The sequence below is a fragment of the Methylotenera versatilis 79 genome, from assembly GCF_000384375.1.
GTDB classification, from domain to species: domain Bacteria; phylum Pseudomonadota; class Gammaproteobacteria; order Burkholderiales; family Methylophilaceae; genus Methylotenera_A; species Methylotenera_A versatilis_B.
The window spans coordinates 1,199,634-1,217,052 of record NZ_ARVX01000001.1; the positions used below are offsets into that span (position 1 = coordinate 1,199,634).

The following is a 17,419-nucleotide window of genomic DNA, read 5'->3' on the forward strand; positions in this document are numbered from 1 at the left end:
GACGGCACCCACCTAATGCAATCTTGATTGTTATGGTGAAGGCATAGTCCAGGGAGGCGGGAAACCGTCACAAACCAGAATCCGTTGGTACTGTGTTCGACTCACAGAGGGGCCACCAATTAAAAAAGACCTTGGGAAATAACCCAAGGTCTTTTTTATTTATTACGCATAGTTAATGATTAATTGTATTAAAAAGTTAACCCAATTTGGGTGTTAACTTATTGCCAATCAGAGCTTCTGACTTTTATCTTTTGTATTAAAACTCTATTAATCACGCTTCTTGGCAAGCCTTCTTTAATCATCATATGCATGGCTTGTTCACGGCCTTTGAGCTTGCTTATAACCAAACCTTTATTGACGATTTGATCAAATAATACATTTTCTCGTTTTTGCATAGTATGCCTTTGGTACAGAAATAAATTAGCGCAGAAAATAGGATAAAAATTATTTATATTTAGTTAATCTAGTTGGATTAACTTTGGTTAAATTAAGTCAGTTTTTCTAATATTTTTCGGCTCATATAATACTCTTTCGATTGTTTTAAAAGAGATGCCAGCTTCTGTCATGACCTGCCTAGCTAGCTGAAAATCACTATTTAGGACTAAATTAACAGCCATCTTTACTATAATTTCCGAATTCTTGTCATTACGCACAAACATGGCTGCCTTGATTAATTTGTTAAGTTACATTTGTAAATTTAAGTAATTATCGATACTTTAGAAAATAACTTCTGTGCATTACCGTACAGAGTGAATGATTTCAATTTGGGTATTATGACGATGCTAATTTAAGTCAGCTTTCTATTCCAAATGGCGTTAATAGAAAGTCTTAGAGAAAGGGCTAGATAAGCTACTGTGTTGATAAGAAACGATACGATATAATTCTTGCGTTAACTATAAATGAAGCCTAGTTCATGAATATTCACTTTCCCGCAGCAAAAATCATCTCAAGCATGGCATTTCAGTAGTGAGTTTACCGATTGTGGGTATTAAAACTGCATACATGCCTTTTGCTGACATTAATCAACAGCCAAAATCCTGGAAAGATAGCGCGCTGGGCGTGATTGGTTTTGGTACGATTGAGTCTACAAATAATGCTACAGAAACGCTTGAAATCCCTACTATTCAATTGCCGGCACCTGTTTTGGACGGCGCAAATATTGCCGTGGAAATATGGTTAAGTCATCACGCTTTATTACAAGGTAAGCCATTAAAAAATGGTCAACGCGATGCTATTCAATATCGATTGAATGACGAATTATTGTTTGGCGTTATTAGCGTGCCAGAGTTGGGCTCATTGCAAACTGCAACAGAGTCTGCCTACTGCCAAATATTCGCGCTGATGGAAGCGCTGGATTATCCGCATATTTACCGATTTTGGAATTATATGGCGGATATCAATGGAATAAGTCATGGCATAAATGGTGATTTAGAACGTTATCGTCAGTTTAATGTGGGCCGTAAAGATGCTTTTTTGGCTTATGAGAATGGAATAGGCGATCAGCTTCCGGCCGCTTGTGCGCTAGGTTTGGCAGATGGTCCGTTGGCTATCGCTTTTCTATTAGGGCGTGAGGCGCCAATCGCCATACAAAATCCACGGCAAATCAACGCTTATGAATATCCCGATGAGTATGGCCCGCGCACGCCCAATTTTTCGCGCGCGACTCTATTGCGCACTGAGCAAAATCCGCTGTTGTTTATCTCTGGCACCGCCAGCATCGTTGGCCATTTAACGCTGCATCTATCGAATGTGATCGCGCAAACCAACGAAACGTTAGTGAATCTAGAAGCGGTTATTACAGAAGCGAATCATGTACTAGGCGAGCAGATATTCAATCTGCATGATATTTATTTCAGGGTTTATATTCGCCATGCTGCCGATTTATCAGCAGTGCGTAATGAAATGCAGCGCTATATCGGCGGCGCAATAAAAGCGGTTTTTATTCAAGCAGATATCTGTCGCCAAGAGCTGTTGTTAGAAATTGAAGCAACCGCTGGCCAAATGCTAGAAATTTCACAAGCAGAATGAAGATAAAACCTGTACACAAAATACTGCTCACCGCATACGATTATATTGTGTTGTATCTTGGATTGTTTTGGCTGGGTTTTTTAAGTCTATGCTGGACGTTAATGGCGACAATATTGTATCCATTTCTACCAGAACGTTATGCGATCCACTTTGGCCGTTATGCCATCATGCTTTCTTTTCGCGCTTATCTTGCCAGTTTAAGTATCTCGCGCCGCTGTAGTTTTGATTTAACCGAGTTAGATGTGTTAAAAAATGAAACGCCGCTGATTATCGCGCCGAATCATCCTTGTTTGTTAGACGCAGTGATGGTTATTTCACGGTTACCAAACGTGGCTTGTGTGATGAAAGCGGATTTGATGAATAATATATTTTTAGGCGCAGGCGCGCGTTTGGCGCGTTACATTCGCAATGAGCCGATACGCCAAATGGTGATGCAAGCGAGCGAGGATTTTAAAACAGGTAGTCATTTACTGCTATTTCCTGAGGGAACTCGCACGGTAAAACAACCGATTAATGCGCTGAAAGGCAGCATCGCGCTGATTGCCATGCAAGCAAAAGTGCCAGTGCAAACGGTGTTGATTGAAACAAACTCGCCTTATTTGAGCAAAGGCTGGCCTTTATTTCGTAAGCCTAATATGCCAGTGAGTTACAAAATAAAGCTAGGCAAGCGCTTTAATCCGCCAGAAGATACACATCAATTCATTGCAGAGCTTGAAGCGTATTTTGCCGAAGTATTAACACCTTCTGTAGTGCAAAATTCAAGTCAAATTTTTAATTTATCTAATCATCATGGCAATATTCAGCCGGATATTCAGAGTGATAATCAAAGTAATATTTTGACTGAGCTTAAGCTTACTGTTGAGCCAACTGGAACCACTTCGTCATGATTGCTTCCTCTAGTCACATTGTCCTTATTCCAAGCTACAATCCAGGCGAAAAGGTTGTTGAAACGGTGCATGCAGCTCGTCAGTATTGGAATCCAGTATGGGTGGTGATTGACGGTAGCACCGATGGATCAGAGGTCATTTTGCAAAATATGGCTGAAAAAGATGCTGGTTTACATGTGATTCATCTGCTCGAAAACAAGGGCAAAGGCGCGGCAGTATTACACGGTTTAGATTTAGCAGTCGCATCAGGTTATCAATATGTGTTAACCATGGATTCAGACGGGCAACATCCTGCTGATTTAATTCCTAGTTTTATGGCCGAATCCATCAAACAGCCAAATGCGATGATTTTGGGCAAACCAATATTTGATGCAAACGCGCCAAATATCCGAGTGCAAGGACGAAAGCTGTCTAACTGGTGGGCGAATGTAGTGACTTTGTGGGCGGGTATTGGTGATTCGTTGTTTGGATTTCGCATTTATCCGATTGAGCCATTAAGACGAGTGATGCGTTTTCAACCTTGGATGCGTCATTTCGATTTTGACCCAGAAGCGGCGATTAGATTAAGCTGGCGTGGCGTTAAAGTGGTGAATCTGCCTGCACCCGTGCGCTATTTCAGCATTAATGAAGGCGGTGTTTCGCATTTTAGATATTTACGCGACAACCTGTTACTGACTTGGATGTATACGCGGTTATTTATTGGTTTTGTACTACGTTTGCCGATGCTTTTAACGAGACGTTTATTAACACTATTTTAGTGTTAATAACACAGTCAATTACTAGCCAATAAGGTTGAAGCTTGTAATAGCAGAACAGATTTTGCTCTGCTATTACAATGCACATTCAAAACGCGTTACTTATGCACGTTTCTTGGACGTCCAGTAATTCAACCCAAAACCAACCACCACGATAATCAATACTGCAATCTGCGCAATCACGGTTTCTGCTGTTGGATGAATGCCTAATAGTGGAATGCGTGGCCCGATAATAGGCGTAACACCAATCCATCCAGCTTCTTGTAGTGCGATGCAGCCTTTGCCCATCAGAATCACTGCTAATATCATCACTAAAATAGAAGTAATGGAGAAGAATTTTCCAATTGGCATTTTCGCGCTGGTACGCAGCAATGCCCAAGCGATAATGGCTAAAAGCAAAATGGCTGTTAAAAATCCAGCTAATAAACCACCGCCATTGCCATCTGCCGCCAGCGCAGAATAGAAAAGTACTGTTTCAAATACTTCGCGATAGACTGCGATAAATGACAGCGCGAATAACGCCCATGCAGAACGCTTAAACATTGCGGCGGATAGTTTTTCGTTAAGGTAAGCTTGCCATCTTCCCGCGCTGCTCTTTTGATGCATCCATAATCCGACGGTGAGTAAAACAATGGCGGCAAATACCGAGCCAGCGCCTTCGGTCACTTCTCTACTTGCGCCACTGATGGTAACTAAGTAAGTGGCGACTACCCAAGTTAAAGCGCCAGCAAATAATGCACTAATCCATCCTGAATGCACGTATCGCAGCACGTCAGGTCGCTGTGCTTTTTTCAAGAATGCAATAATGCCTATAACGATTAATAGCGCCTCAACGCCTTCTCTTAGCAAAATAGTCAGCGCACCAATAAATGTTGTCATTGGATCGACTTGTTTTTTGCCTAATTCTTCATCGACATCTGCAAAAAGCCTATTCAGTTTCTCCGCAGCTGCTTCTACTTCTGAAACTGACCCCTTGGATATGGCAGAGCGATAAGCCAACATCGCGCCTTCAACGGCTATTAAGAGCGATTTATTACGCGCACCAATAACTGGCTCAAGCGGTTCAAAACCATCTAAATAGGCTGATAAGCCGAGTTTCATTGCTGTCGCTCGGTCGCCAGAATGTAGCGCAGCTAAACTTTCAGCTAAACGCAATCGCGATAAGGCAACACCCGATGGTTTAAGGTCAGACATTGAATTTGTTGCAACCACATTTGGTTCGCTACGAAGATAAGCCGTAATGTCATGTGCATCTGTTGCTGGCATTTTTTCTGCAACGCTATCTTGCGTCAATGTGGTGACGGCTGCTAAGTCTGGAAAATGGCTTTTAATATCAGTCGATTCAGTCCATAGTTTTTTGCCGCGAGCGCGTGCCGCATCATCATATGACATGTTGCCTATAAAAAAAGCCAATGCCCAGCGATCATCATCTGTAAGCGTTGCAAAACTTGGCATTGAAGTGCCTTCAACACCTTGCGACACCACTTGGAATAGGGCCATTAAACTTCTTGAATGCGCGCGTTCTGCATCGGTAAATGCAATCGGTTTTGGCTCCAGATTTGCGGCTAACGGACCATTGCCATCACCTGTTGCGCCGTGACAGGTGGCACATTGTGCTTTATATAATATATTGCCTCTAGCAAGGCTAGGCGCTTGGTTTGGCGCCACAGTTATTGGGTAAGCAGCGATTAATTTTGTGTTGGCCAGATAAGCCAAGCGCTTAACATCCGCAGCATCTGCTTTAGCTACAACTGCCGCACGTAAATCGGCAATTGCAGCTGTAATCGCTTCTTTTGAGGCTCTAGCAGGTAAGGACTGTGACTGCACTGAGGCGTTATTGGTGAAGTCGAGCATTTCTGCATATTCGGCCTCACTGACGACCGTGCCTTTATTAACAGCACCGCCGTAATCAACGGCAACGTAATCAATTAACTGCCACAATTGTTTTGCGCCGTTATCTGACGCTACCGTATTTAATGACTGGGTATTTGCTGCAGATGGTTCTGCAAATGATAATCCCGACGGCAATATGAAGCACAATAAAACCAGTAACAAACTCTTAAAATCAACTCTAAAATACATAGTAATCATTCTCATTTAACTGGGTTGAACTATAGGTTGTAACACTCTGTATGTCAATCTGGGCATATCAATCTACGCTTGATTTTTCGCCAACTTAACACTCAATTTAGGCTAAAAAATCCGTGTTTTGGGATATTTAGCTAAGCACATAAATATGCTCATACAGAATGTAGCAGCCGACACCTATCAACACAACACCACCAAATATTTCAGCACGTTTGCCCACCATCACCCCCAGCACTCGACCTAACATAAAGCCGATTGTGACCATTGTGAAGGTTGCAAGTCCGATGGCTGCTGCCGTAAAAATAATATTCACATTGATAAAAGCTAATCCCACACCAACAGCCATCGCATCGATGCTGGTAGCAAATGCCGTGATGGCTAAGACGATAAATGAATGTTGGTTAGGCTTTTCCTCAACAGATTCATCTTCCTTTAATCCCTCATAAATCATATGTAAACCGAGGATTAACAATAAGGTAAAAGCGACCCAATGATCCCACGCAGCAACATATTGCGCTGCGCCACGACCAATTGCCCAGCCAAATAAAGGTGTTAATGTTTCAATGATGCCAAAGATAAGACCTGTACGTAAGGCTTCTGAAAGTTTAGGTTTTTTTAACGCAGCACCTTTGCCAATAGCAGCAGCAAAAGCGTCAGTAGACATAGCAAGCGCAAGAAGCGCAGTAGAAATGAAATTCATGGATAAATTTTCTAGTCGGGCCAAGAATAGTGAATGTCATCACGCCCGACTTATTATCGCGTTGACATCCATTAGTCTCGCCAACCGAAAACGGCTACTTGCACCACGACCTAAGTCGATTATGTTGATACAAGCACTTCAGATAAGAAGTAGGCTACTCCCCAAGGGTTATTGTGATTTTACCCGATGACGGAAAATTTCTAAAGTTAAATCATGCCGCCATTGATAGAAATAATTTGGCCAGTAATGTAGGTTGCTTGATCTGAAACTAAAAAGCTCACTAAATCAGCGACTTCTGTTGGTGTGCCAGCGCGTTTCATCGGTACGATATTCGCAATCGCTTTGGCATCAAATGCGCCTTCGCTCATGCTGGTTTCAATAATGCCTGGTGCAACGGCGTTCACGGTAATGCCTCGGCTGGCAATTTCTAATGATAGAGATTTAGTCGCGGCATTCAGCGCGCCTTTAGCGGCAGAGTAATTGGTTTGGCCACGATTACCCGTAATGGCGGCAACCGAGGATACATTCACGATACGTCCCCAGCGACTGCGTATCATCGGCATCATTAACGGTTGCGTGACGTTAAAAAATCCGTTCACTGAAACATCAATCACCCGATGCCATTGGTCTGGGCGCATGCCAGGAAAGACGGCATCATCATGAATGCCAGCATTGTTTACCAAGATTTGAATCGGCTCATTTTCTACTAATGGATTCAAAACAGCGGCGACTGCAGCACTATCTGTCACATCAAATTGCAATGCTTCTGCGCTACCGCCTGTTACGCTGATTTCTGCAACTAATTGTTGAGCTGCTGCAATATTCTGATTGGAATGAATATAGACATAGTAACCATCGGCTGCAAGACGACGGCTAATCGCAGCGCCTATTCCGCCGCTACCACCTGTGACTAAAGCTCTTTTCATACTTTAACTTTCTGCCTGAATTAATGTGTTAAGTACCCGTAATGCCTGCAAGACTATCCGCATTTAATACCACCGTGGCACGTCCTTCTAGCAATACTTTGTTATTTGCAGACACGGTAAATTGATACAGCATATTGCTTTCACTCGCCATCACACAAACGGCGGTAAGAATTAAATCCTCTTTAATATCGTCCAGACGTGTGGCGGACATAGTGATGCCACGCACGCTGACCAAATAGCCAACTTTGGGTCTTTCGTTATTAGCGGGAGAAAGCTTATTAATGGATGCCAATAATGAACCATGTACAGCCATCGCTTGTGCGGCATATTCAATACCGCATGCAATACCGAGTTTATCGTGAGCGCGTAACGGATTGTCTAGCGCGCGGTGGCTGTCGGCAAGACAAACGATTTTGTCTGTATCCCACGTCTGTACATTTTTTAATAAACACATGCTGCCCTGATGTGGAATATGGTCAGCAATCCAGTCATGGTCTAACTCTTGGTTTAACATGCACTAACCTCAACCGCTAAGCGCGTATCATCCAGATAATCCAATACCACGCGACGATTTGTTTGTTGACTGAATTGTGGATTGCTCAGTTGAGCAATTGCCTGCAACAAAGGCAGGCCGCGTGCGGCGGGAATCGCTAATCGTAACGTTTCCAATGCGATATCATCGAATTGATCAGCCTCGTCATGCGTGATACTGACTTTAATTTGAGCAATTGTTTTTGTACTTTTTTCTGGCGTAATGACTAATGCGATGCCGCAATTGTCTGGAATCGGTCTATTTGTAAACATCGGTTCAGGATATGGCGTATCACTTGACATTAAAATACAGCGCGTTTTATCGACCACCACTTGGGTTAAGGTGTCTAACAAGCCAGCGCCAAAACTGGCATCAAACGCACAAAGCACCGATGAAGTCGCCATGGTTTCAGTGGCAATACTCCAGTAACCCGCGGCAGCGTTATGTACAGAGTTATGAAAACGCGTGGGTGAAATCTGCCGGTCTTCTGATGCCAGCATTTCGCAAATAGTATGGCAATTTATGCCATCACCATTAGAAAACGAAAATACGCTGGGTAGATTTTCTGATTGCAAACCAGCGCTGGCGATTGCCTCAAGTGAAGTCGCCAGTGTTAATTTGACGATATCGCTGGCGCGCCTACGTTCCGCCGCGGGCAATAATTCAGGCGCAGGGATGATGGTTTTAGCGGATTGATACGCTTGTGATCCAGACAATATATCGCGACCACTTTGCCAGTTGGTGAAACCTGGACCAAGCAGACCAATGCCTTCAATATAAGCTGTCAGTTGAGTCGTCATTAGATACTCCTCTCAACTATGCTAAGTTCAATTGGCGCAAGCCCAAAAATCAGGCTGCAATTAGTGCCACCAAAACCAAATGAGTTGCTCATCACGCGCGTCAAAACTTGATTGCTATTTTTAAACTGATAATTCAGCTTAAGTAATGGGTCAACTTGAGTCGTATTCAATCCGCCAGGGATAAACGCATGTTGCAATGCCAACGCACAAATCACGGCTTCAACAGCACCTGCCGCGCCAAGCGTGTGGCCAGTCGCGCCTTTGCTAGAGCTGCACGGCGGCGTAGCGTCGCCAAAAACTGCAGTGACAGCTTTCGCTTCTGCGGCGTCATTACTTGGTGTGGCAGTGCCATGTAGGTTAATGTAATCAATGTCTGCTGGTGATAAACCTGCGCTTTCTAACGCCTGTTGCATTGCCAACCGCGCACCTAATCCTTCGGGATGCGGTGATGACATATGATAAGCATCGCTGGACTCACCAATACCTAGTAATAAAACTGCATCGGCCTGTGTGTTTGCATCTGGTCTTTCTAATAAAGCAAAAGCCGCTGCTTCGCCAATCGAAATGCCATCGCGTGCGCTGTCATAAGGCCGGCAGGCTTGTGTTGAAAGTAGACCCAAAGAATTAAAACCGTACAAAGTCGTTAAACATAATGTATCGACACCGCCGACTACGGCTGCATCTATTAGGCCAGCTTCTATCATGCGCCGCGCGACACTAAACACTTTTGCGCTGGACGAGCAGGCGGAAGATACGGCAACAGCGGGACCAGCCAGCTTGAAATACTGCCGTGTAAAATCGGCGACCGAATAGGTATTTTGAGATTTGCTATAAATAAAATCGGCAGGTAGTGCACCAGTCACAGGGTCGCGATTGCGAAAAGATAACTCGGTTTCCAAAATACCAGAAGTGCTGGTCCCAATAAATACGCCAATACGTTCGCGGCCATATTTTTCTACGGTATGATTCACCGCATCGTTAAAACCATCTTGTTCTAAACCTAGCCGTGCCAAACGATTGTTTCGGCAATTGTAATCCGCCATATCTGCTGGCATTTTTACCGTATTTACAGCATTAACTTCACCAATAAAAGTGCTTAACTCTACGGTTTCAAAATCACAGGGTTTTAACGCTTTGCGACCTTGTTGTAACGCTTCTAAGGTTTTCTGCAAGCCTTGCCCAATGCAACTTGTGGCAGTGAAATGTGAGAGTAATAAAGGTTTCAATGCAGACCTCTTAATGCGCTAATATTGTAGATTAACTTATGCATGATTGATTTCATAAGGCTGCATCTTGCAATGTCACAAAGTGCAAATTTTGCTTTTTGGCGGCTTGCAACAAAGCAGGCAATACCGCCAAAATAACTGGAATGTTGTCTTTTGTGCGGGCGGCATTGCCATCATGCAACAAAAGGATCGCACCTGCGCGTAAACCTGCCAGCAATTTTCTACTCACTTTTTCAGCATCCGTTACTTGCGTATCAAAACCGCGCACTGACCAGCTTGCCAGCGTTAAATTTAAACGGCTCAATACTGGTTGTAGAAAAGGATTACGCAAGCCAGCCGGCGCACGAAAAAACTTAGGCAGCATACCTGTAATATTGAATAAGGTCTGTTGTGCCGCTTCAATTTCGCGGCTGAATCCTGCAATTCCTAGCAACGAAAAATTGTGCCGATGTTGCTGGCTGTGGTTTTCTATTTTGTGTCCACGGCGCACAATCTCACGACATAATTCTGGCTGCTGTATTGCCTTATTGCCAATACAGAAAAATGTAGCCTTAACATCATAATCATCCAACATTTCCAGCACTTGTGGTGTTACAAGCGCATCAGGGCCATCATCAATCGTCAGTGCGATTTCGTTACGACTAATCGCCGCAATCGGTAAGTGCGTCCAGTTTGGCCCAAGCCAGTTGCTGCGCGGCCACAAGCCGACCGTTGCAATAATCAAATGATTGAGAATAAAAACAGCTAACAGCCATGGCCAAAGATATGGAGTAACGAGTAAGCCAATCAATATAAGCACATGCAAAATGATGGATAGTTTAATCAGCCATGTGGAATGCCATAGCAATTGAATTTTTCTATGCATGGATTGCTTTAACAAATTGCGTTTTAGTCAGTGCTTGTTCACCGAAACGCGACTCTAAAAAATGACACCACAACTGTTGCCAAACAGGCCAAGTATGCTCACCACCGATTTTATTGACTCGATTTTCTGGCAAAGCTTGCGCCATCATCAAGTGCCCATCTGCAAAACGATCATCTTCGCCATAACCCAAATATACTTCAATATTCGTGGAATCTGTACACGTTTTTAGCCAACGCCAATTAGCTAATTCCGACTCATCATCAGCAATCGACTCTGGCATCCAAGACTGAATACCGCCAGCCGAAGCGATTGTTTTAGTCGTTATGCGATTGCCAGGGTATGGTGCTAATAATAACAAGCCTGACAGTCGATTATCACAATGCTGCGCATAATGGTTGGCATAGTCGATAGCCACATAACCGCCTATGGAAATACCCGCCAGCCAGATACTTTTATAGCCTTTGTTGATTGCAGGCTGTATCAAATCACTGTGAATTTCAGTTAACGCAGCTCTATCCGCAATATGGCTAAACGACAATTCAGCCATGATTAAATCTATTGGCAAATCACGTTCTTGCACAGTGCGCACAAAGCCTTGTTCGATAAAATCTTCTGGCTGCTGATAAGCGCCTGGCAAAAGGATGATTAATGTATCAGCCTGTTCTGCAGATTGCTTTGAGTCAGTTTGTGCAAAATGGCTGAGATAACGCATTAAGTTTTAACCTTATGCACAAGCTGACCATTTATAAACTCAGGGCGGGCAAACACTGCTGAAAATATCAGCGCAAGCACAACGCCCGGCGCCACAGTGACGCCCATTGCTTGCAAAACTGGTACGCTTGAAAATGCCAGCAGACCAAAACCTAGCACCGTTGCGACATTGGCGAATAATAAAGACGCATAAGTGCGTGGCGCAATTGCTTGAACTGGTTGGTTAATAGAATTTTGCGGCGGATTAAAAAACAAGGCGTAGTTAGAGCCGATAGCCACAATCAGCAATAAACCAATCAAGTGCAAGATGATTAATTGCTGACCAAATAAAGCCAAGCCTGCTGTGATAGTTAACACTGATGCAGCCAGCGGCGCAATAATCGCCATCACGCGCGCAACTGATCGTAACGTGAATAACAGCAATATCACAATCGCGATTAATCCAGCCAGCGACAGCATAATAGCCTCATGCATATAAGACGAATACAAACGATTCGATTCGGTTTTTAAATCCACAAATAACGCATTTGAAACCTTTGCTTTTTCTAAAACAGCACGTACTTTTACTGCATCGATATTGCCACTTTCTGGCGCAGTGAGCGGTATCAATGCGCTCCAGCGCTTGTCTTGTTGCAATAACATCGCATCGACTGCCATCGCCATCGAAGTGCCGTTCAGATCACTACGTTGCAACAAAGGTTTATTGCGCGCGGCTTGAATATCCTGCAGGAATGGCGCAAATACTTGCGCGCGAACGGGTAAATCTTTAATGGCGCTTTCTAATATAGGCTTTAGTTCGTCGGCATCGGGCAGACTGGCTAATCGCGCTTGCTGGGTAGCCTGACTAGGCAAATAATGGCTGGCGCTGTCGAACGCGGTTAACTCACCTGTTTCAACTAATGGCAGCAACGCGGCTGATACTTTTTCAGTCGCGACCAATACGGCTTCTTGACTGCGGTCAGAAACGACCACCATATAACGCACATCTGGCGCGCCCATTCCTGCTCTTAACCTGCTGTCTAGTGCCATATCTTTAGCTGAAACTGGGCTTAGGGCAGCAATTTCGGTGTTCCATAAATGATTGTGATGTTGATATACAACAACGCTTGAAGCCACAATTAGGCCGATTGCTGGCCATTTTAAGCGCGTGGCATACGTAGCAAAACGCGAAATTTTTAAGCCTGCGTTGCTTAAATCTTGAATCTTAAAATCTCTTGGCAATAAATGCGGCAGCACATAACGCGTCATCGCCGCCGCAGCAATTAATCCGGCGGTTGAATACAAACCGAGTTGTGCCAAACCAGGAAAGCCAGATAGTAACAGCGCGGCAAATCCGAATATTGAAGTTAACACGCCCAGTCGCACAGTTGGCCATACCTGCGCTACCCATTTTTTGCGATTCTGTTCGTTTTTGCCGTCAGATGCGTAATCGGATTGCATAAATAAATAGATGGAATAATCAACCGCTTCGCCAATCAGCGCCGTTCCAAACCCCAGCGTAATGCCATGCACGACACCAAAACTTAAACTAACCGATGCAATGCCTGCCAATATGCCAGTCGCCACAGGTAAAAAGCCCAGCAGCAGCGCAGAAAACGAACGATAAACAGCCAGTAATAAGGCGGCGATCAATAATGTGCTGACGACAAATATCAAGCGTACTTGGCTTTTAATCGTATCGCGCGAAACGACCGAAAATACGCCTGGCCCAGTCATTAATAATGTTGGCTTATATTCACCAACCATATATTCGCTGGCTGCGTTAAATGCTTTCTGTATCGATTGCATCGCTTGCTTTTGTGTATCGGTATCTGAACCCAGCGCCCGCGTTTGAAGCAATAGCAAAGCCGTATTACCATCACGCGATGTCCAAGCGCCATCTATTAACTTTGGTCGGCTATCCGCATTCATCTGGTCCAATAATTGCAGCATTTCACCTGTTGGATCATGCGGCAGTAAAGACTTAAAAAGTAAGCCAGCGGGCGAAGCGATTTGGTCGATGCTATCGCTAATCGCCGCACGCAAGCCATCTTCGCTGAAATGCGCTGGTGTGACAGCAGGACTTAACACATAGCGATTGTCAAAAAGATAGCGTCTATCGTTTTCGGTATTAATCGGCTCGCCATTATTAACGGTGACAAATGCATTATTCTCGCGCAAAAATGCTGCAATTGTTTTAGATAAATGCGCGCGAGCACTAGGATTAGCGCCTTCAATGCCGACCAATATCAACCGTGATGCGACACCGTCTTTTAGCTGATCCATTAATAACTGCTGTTCAGCAGTCGGACTGCTAGGCAAAAAAGCACTCAAATCAGCCGTAAAGTGACTGCGCGCAATAATCACTAAGCTAACGATAAGCATCATTAACCAGATTGCGATTGCGCCACGACGACGCTGAAATGCTGATAGATTCATTAGATAATCGGCACTCAAGAAATGCTCGCTTAAAGCGCTGGTATTGGTGTGATGGTCATTTGCGAACTGTCGCCATCGGCTTGTAAAATATCGATGGTCTGCAATGCATTGCCCGAACCAGCGATGCTAATCTTGGCGACTATCTTTTTCATTTTGTCTTCTATGGGCAGCAAAGTCAGATTCCAGTTTTTTTCGTCACCAGTTAAACTTAACTGATAAGCACGCTCAAGTGCTTTGCGATCGCCTGCCAATGTGCCACGAATACTGTCGATAAATGCGGCGACTTCGGGATAGTTTTGCAACTGCAATACACGTTTTTTGCCGCGCTGCTCTACAGTCAATTTATCTTTATCCAGCAACATGCTTTCAGGCTTTGGTTTTAATGTGCGTTTTTCTAAACGGTCTGGCGCGTTGTAAAACAATTCGCCCGAAGATTCCACTGGTTTATCCAGAATGGCGATGGATTTTTTCTCAACAAAACTGGCATGACCAGAAGTGGTAGCCGCCAAAGATTGCATCAGTTGTTCGATATTCCAATTGCTTTCCGCGTGGCTAAAGCTGCTGAACAGACTTAACAGTAGTAAGCTGCCTAGCATCAGCTTTGAAAAACTAACCAATTTTAAACAGTCAGCGCAGATTGAGTTGCGCCTATTAGTCCATATATTCATCAATAACTTAACCATTTTTTTCACCCAATTTTTTACTTAAGTTCTGATTCGAATTTTCATTTAAAGATGCAGGCACCGATTGCCAATAATCGAAAAAATTAAACCAATTATAAGGCGCTAAACGCGTGTAATGGTTCAGCAATTCTGCATAACGCGCAATCGCATTATCTACAACTTGGCTACGCTGACCTTTTGGGATATCGGAAAAATCTGCCAGCGTTTCAAAGTGCACTTGGTAACGATTGCCGCCCATATACAATCCCACCATAAATACCACTGGACGGCGCAGTAAAGCCGCCATGCGAAAAGGGCCAGTCGGCAAAGCAGCGCTTGCACCCAGTAAATTGATTTCCGTCATCGGCTCATCGCCCAATGTGCGGTCTGACAACATACCAACCAGCATGCCATCATCTAGCCGTTCTTGCACTTGCAGCATCGAGTCGATGTGCCCCAATGGAATAATATCCATAGATGCTTCTGGGTTAATAGTGGCGAGCATGCCATTTATTTTTTGTGCATTATCTTGATGCATCACCATCGCCACACGCAAGCCTGGTACTTGTCGCCCAATCGCGCGCATCACCTCAAAACTGCCTAAGTGCGCACCCATTAGAAACACGCCTTTGCCTGTGTTTATAAGCGGTAAGATATTCTCTTGGCCTTGTATATCGATATCGAACAAATCATAACGGCGGTTAATCAGATAAATCCGATCATGTATGGTGGCGGCGAAATAGAAAAAATGCCGATACAAATCTAAGAAAGTCGCTGGGCGCCCTAATGCGCGTGGCAGGTAACTAAGTGAAGCGCGGCGGCTGTCTGGCGCAAATAATACAAAATATAGCGCAATCAAATGCAGTACTGAGCGCGCAATTGTGCGGCCTAAACGTAGCGATATCCAAGTCATGATGTGCAACATTAACGCATTGCTACGTTCTTGACGTTTAAGCCAAACAGCCGTTTTTGCACCATTTTTTTTGAGACTGTCTTTTTTGAGTAAGTCTGTCATGTTAACTTGTCATTCTGATTTGGTGAGGCGATTTGATTGACGACAAGGCTACCCATTACAATCTGACGATTTTCTTCAGGCGTTTCAGTTTTCAAATCTGGCAATTTAAAAACTAGAAACTTTATCGTTCCATTGGCCAATTGCTCATGTTCAATTATCACTGATTCACCCGGCTTTAAAGGGCTTAAAAATTTGACTGAGCTGATTTGCCAAGCGATTTCATCCAAGCCAGTATCTAGGCTAATTGCATACAAAACCTCATCCAATAACACAACGCCTGGCACAATGGGCGTGCCTGGAAAATGCCCAGCAAAAGCAGGATGATTAACAGGGATTTTTAAAGGAGTTTGTTTTTTCATCATCTGTTTTTAGATTTGCGCATCACTAAAATTTTTATTGTTTAAGTCTTTATTAACTGAGACCGCAAAAAGTTTTTTTAATGCCTCGCGCGGTAATTTACCAGTCGCGTTTCTTGGCAAACATTCGACGAATAACAATGGTCTAGGCAAAAAAACCGGGTCGATTTTTGAGCGTAGTGCTGCGAGCAGCTTTGAAGCAGTCAAACCAGGTGCGACCACACAAGCGCTTAAACGCGTCACGTGATCATGCGAATGTTCATCTGGCATAAAAAAAGCACCGTCAATCACGCCTTCAATGTTGTTCAAATGATGATTAAGATTAGCCAGTGAACTACGTTTTCCTGCAATATTAATCAAATCCTGCGTGCGACCATGCAATAAAAAATGCTCAGTATCAGTCAGTTCAATCACATCGTTAAGCGCAGTTGCACATTCAATATGCCCGCCTTCAGCCCAAGTTTGCTCATCACGTTGGGTTAAGTTTATCTTCGGCAATAACTGCCATGCCCCGCTATGCGTGGTACGGCGCGTGGCTATTTGGCCGGTTTCTGTGCTGCCATATATTTCAATTAACGGTGTTTTAAGCGTGTCTTCAATCTTATGCGCAAGCGCCGTTGATAAAGGCGCAGTTGCAGATAATGTGAGCGCTAACTCTGGTAAATTGAGTTCGGCATCTAACAATAATCGTAAATGCAAAGGCGTAGAAACCAACATGCGCGGCGCGGGAATTGATGCCAGAGCATCTGTGATATCTGCCGGATAAAATGGCTGTGCGCAACTTAAGGCATTGCCTGTTTGCAAAGGCAGCAATATGGTGGATTCGAAGCCATACATATGTTGCGGCGGTATCGTGCCGACAATGCTGTAATCAGCATCCGCTGTTAACCCAAGTCGCGCTGCTTGCGCTTGCACGTTACGCACCAGCCCACCCCAAGTTTTTTGATGCGGAATAGGCGCGCCAGTTGAGCCAGAGGTGAATACGATTGCGATTAATTGTTGAGCGTTAATCTGCGGGATGGCTAATTTTTTAGCGGATTGCTTAACAGCGCATTCAGGCATTATCGGGTAACTTATTCGCGGTAATGCAATATCGCAATCAGGATTGTCATGCAGGCAAAATACATCTGGCGCAAAAATTTGCAGTTGCCGCAACATTTCTGGCGTGTGCGTAGGCGGCAACACGCTGATCTTGCTGCTGATAATGGCCGCAGCCAAACCAACGGTGAAATGATAACGGTCGCGGCAAACATTCAATATATATTTGCCAGCAGGTAGCAAAGTCGCCAACGAATCAACATCAGTCAGAAATTTTTCGACAGAAATCGCCGCACCATTACGCCAAGCGATAGTGCTATCCAAAGACTTGTGAGTGATTAACGGGTGATTTTGCATGAAAAATTAGCGCTGAAACTTATGTTAAGTTGACGATGATATTAAGTTGGCTATG

17 protein-coding genes and 1 riboswitch are annotated in these 17,419 nt (G+C 44.2%); of the genes, 3 read left to right on the top strand and 14 right to left on the bottom strand.

The genetic code is table 11. The annotated features are described in order from the left end of the window. Positions 1–218 precede the first annotated feature (218 nt). Positions 219–395 (bottom strand): hypothetical protein, encoded by a 177-nt coding sequence (locus METVE_RS0105990; RefSeq protein ID WP_020167550.1) that lies wholly within the window; start codon positions 393–395, stop codon positions 219–221. A gap of 571 nt (positions 396–966) precedes the next feature. Between METVE_RS0105990 and METVE_RS0106000 the strand changes: the two genes are divergently transcribed. Genes METVE_RS0106000 through METVE_RS0106010 form a run of 3 tightly spaced genes read left to right on the top strand, consistent with a single transcriptional unit; the run spans position 967 to position 3,673 of the window. Beyond that, positions 967–2,028, top strand: a complete 1,062-nt coding sequence (locus tag METVE_RS0106000) for a chorismate transformation enzyme, FkbO/Hyg5 family (protein WP_232415402.1) — start codon at positions 967–969, stop codon at positions 2,026–2,028. Continuing rightward, a complete protein-coding gene (locus tag METVE_RS0106005; protein WP_232415404.1) occupies positions 2,025–2,915 on the top strand; it encodes a lysophospholipid acyltransferase family protein in 891 nt (296 codons plus the stop codon). The genes METVE_RS0106000 and METVE_RS0106005 overlap by 4 nt, the downstream gene beginning before the upstream one ends. Continuing rightward, positions 2,912–3,673 carry a glycosyltransferase family 2 protein gene (locus METVE_RS0106010; RefSeq protein ID WP_020167554.1) on the top strand — a complete coding sequence of 254 codons (762 nt, stop codon included), beginning with the start codon at positions 2,912–2,914 and terminating at the stop codon, positions 3,671–3,673. Before METVE_RS0106005 ends, METVE_RS0106010 begins: the two co-directional genes overlap by 4 nt. A 99-nt stretch (positions 3,674–3,772) precedes the next feature. Here the strand turns inward: METVE_RS0106010 and METVE_RS0106015 are convergent, their stop codons facing one another. From METVE_RS0106015 to METVE_RS0106075, 13 genes are all read right to left on the bottom strand, one after another. Further along, a complete protein-coding gene (locus tag METVE_RS0106015; RefSeq protein WP_020167555.1) occupies positions 3,773–5,752 on the bottom strand; it encodes a cytochrome c/FTR1 family iron permease in 1,980 nt (659 codons plus the stop codon). A gap of 136 nt (positions 5,753–5,888) precedes the next feature. Then, positions 5,889–6,458 carry a manganese efflux pump MntP gene (gene mntP / locus METVE_RS0106020; protein ID WP_020167556.1) on the bottom strand — a complete coding sequence of 190 codons (570 nt, stop codon included), beginning with the start codon at positions 6,456–6,458 and terminating at the stop codon, positions 5,889–5,891. Positions 6,459–6,472: 14 nt separating this feature from the next. Continuing rightward, a riboswitch (yybP-ykoY riboswitch) is annotated at positions 6,473–6,633 on the bottom strand. A gap of 31 nt (positions 6,634–6,664) precedes the next feature. Then, positions 6,665–7,384: a 3-oxoacyl-ACP reductase FabG gene (fabG, locus tag METVE_RS0106025; protein ID WP_020167557.1), complete on the bottom strand. Its 720-nt coding sequence runs from the start codon at positions 7,382–7,384 to the stop codon at positions 6,665–6,667. A 28-nt stretch (positions 7,385–7,412) separates the two neighbouring features. Further along, positions 7,413–7,898 (bottom strand): hypothetical protein, encoded by a 486-nt coding sequence (locus METVE_RS0106030; protein ID WP_020167558.1) that lies wholly within the window; start codon positions 7,896–7,898, stop codon positions 7,413–7,415. After that, positions 7,892–8,716, bottom strand: coding sequence for a beta-ketoacyl synthase chain length factor (locus METVE_RS0106035; protein ID WP_020167559.1), 825 nt, complete (start codon positions 8,714–8,716; stop codon positions 7,892–7,894). The genes METVE_RS0106030 and METVE_RS0106035 overlap by 7 nt, the downstream gene beginning before the upstream one ends. Next, positions 8,716–9,942 (bottom strand): beta-ketoacyl-[acyl-carrier-protein] synthase family protein, encoded by a 1,227-nt coding sequence (locus tag METVE_RS0106040; RefSeq protein WP_020167560.1) that lies wholly within the window; start codon positions 9,940–9,942, stop codon positions 8,716–8,718. The genes METVE_RS0106035 and METVE_RS0106040 overlap by 1 nt, the downstream gene beginning before the upstream one ends. 52 nt (positions 9,943–9,994) lie before the next feature. Continuing rightward, positions 9,995–10,807 (bottom strand): polysaccharide deacetylase family protein, encoded by an 813-nt coding sequence (locus METVE_RS0106045; protein WP_020167561.1) that lies wholly within the window; start codon positions 10,805–10,807, stop codon positions 9,995–9,997. Then, positions 10,800–11,519, bottom strand: a complete 720-nt coding sequence (locus METVE_RS0106050) for an alpha/beta hydrolase (protein ID WP_020167562.1) — start codon at positions 11,517–11,519, stop codon at positions 10,800–10,802. Before METVE_RS0106050 ends, METVE_RS0106045 begins: the two co-directional genes overlap by 8 nt. Further along, complete coding sequence (locus METVE_RS0106055; protein WP_020167563.1) at positions 11,519–13,936, bottom strand: MMPL family transporter; 2,418 nt, start codon at positions 13,934–13,936, stop codon at positions 11,519–11,521. Before METVE_RS0106055 ends, METVE_RS0106050 begins: the two co-directional genes overlap by 1 nt. Before the next feature lie 29 nt (positions 13,937–13,965). Beyond that, a complete protein-coding gene (locus METVE_RS0106060) occupies positions 13,966–14,532 on the bottom strand; it encodes a LolA-related protein (RefSeq protein ID WP_232415406.1) in 567 nt (188 codons plus the stop codon). A gap of 79 nt (positions 14,533–14,611) precedes the next feature. Further along, the gene (locus METVE_RS0106065) at positions 14,612–15,613 is read right to left on the bottom strand and encodes an LpxL/LpxP family acyltransferase (protein ID WP_020167565.1); all 1,002 of its coding nucleotides are present in this window, start codon (positions 15,611–15,613) and stop codon (positions 14,612–14,614) included. Continuing rightward, complete coding sequence (locus METVE_RS0106070; RefSeq protein WP_232415551.1) at positions 15,610–15,975, bottom strand: hypothetical protein; 366 nt, start codon at positions 15,973–15,975, stop codon at positions 15,610–15,612. Before METVE_RS0106070 ends, METVE_RS0106065 begins: the two co-directional genes overlap by 4 nt. 6 nt (positions 15,976–15,981) lie before the next feature. Continuing rightward, the gene (locus METVE_RS0106075; RefSeq protein WP_020167567.1) at positions 15,982–17,364 is read right to left on the bottom strand and encodes an AMP-binding protein; all 1,383 of its coding nucleotides are present in this window, start codon (positions 17,362–17,364) and stop codon (positions 15,982–15,984) included. Positions 17,365–17,419: the final 55 nt, after the last annotated feature.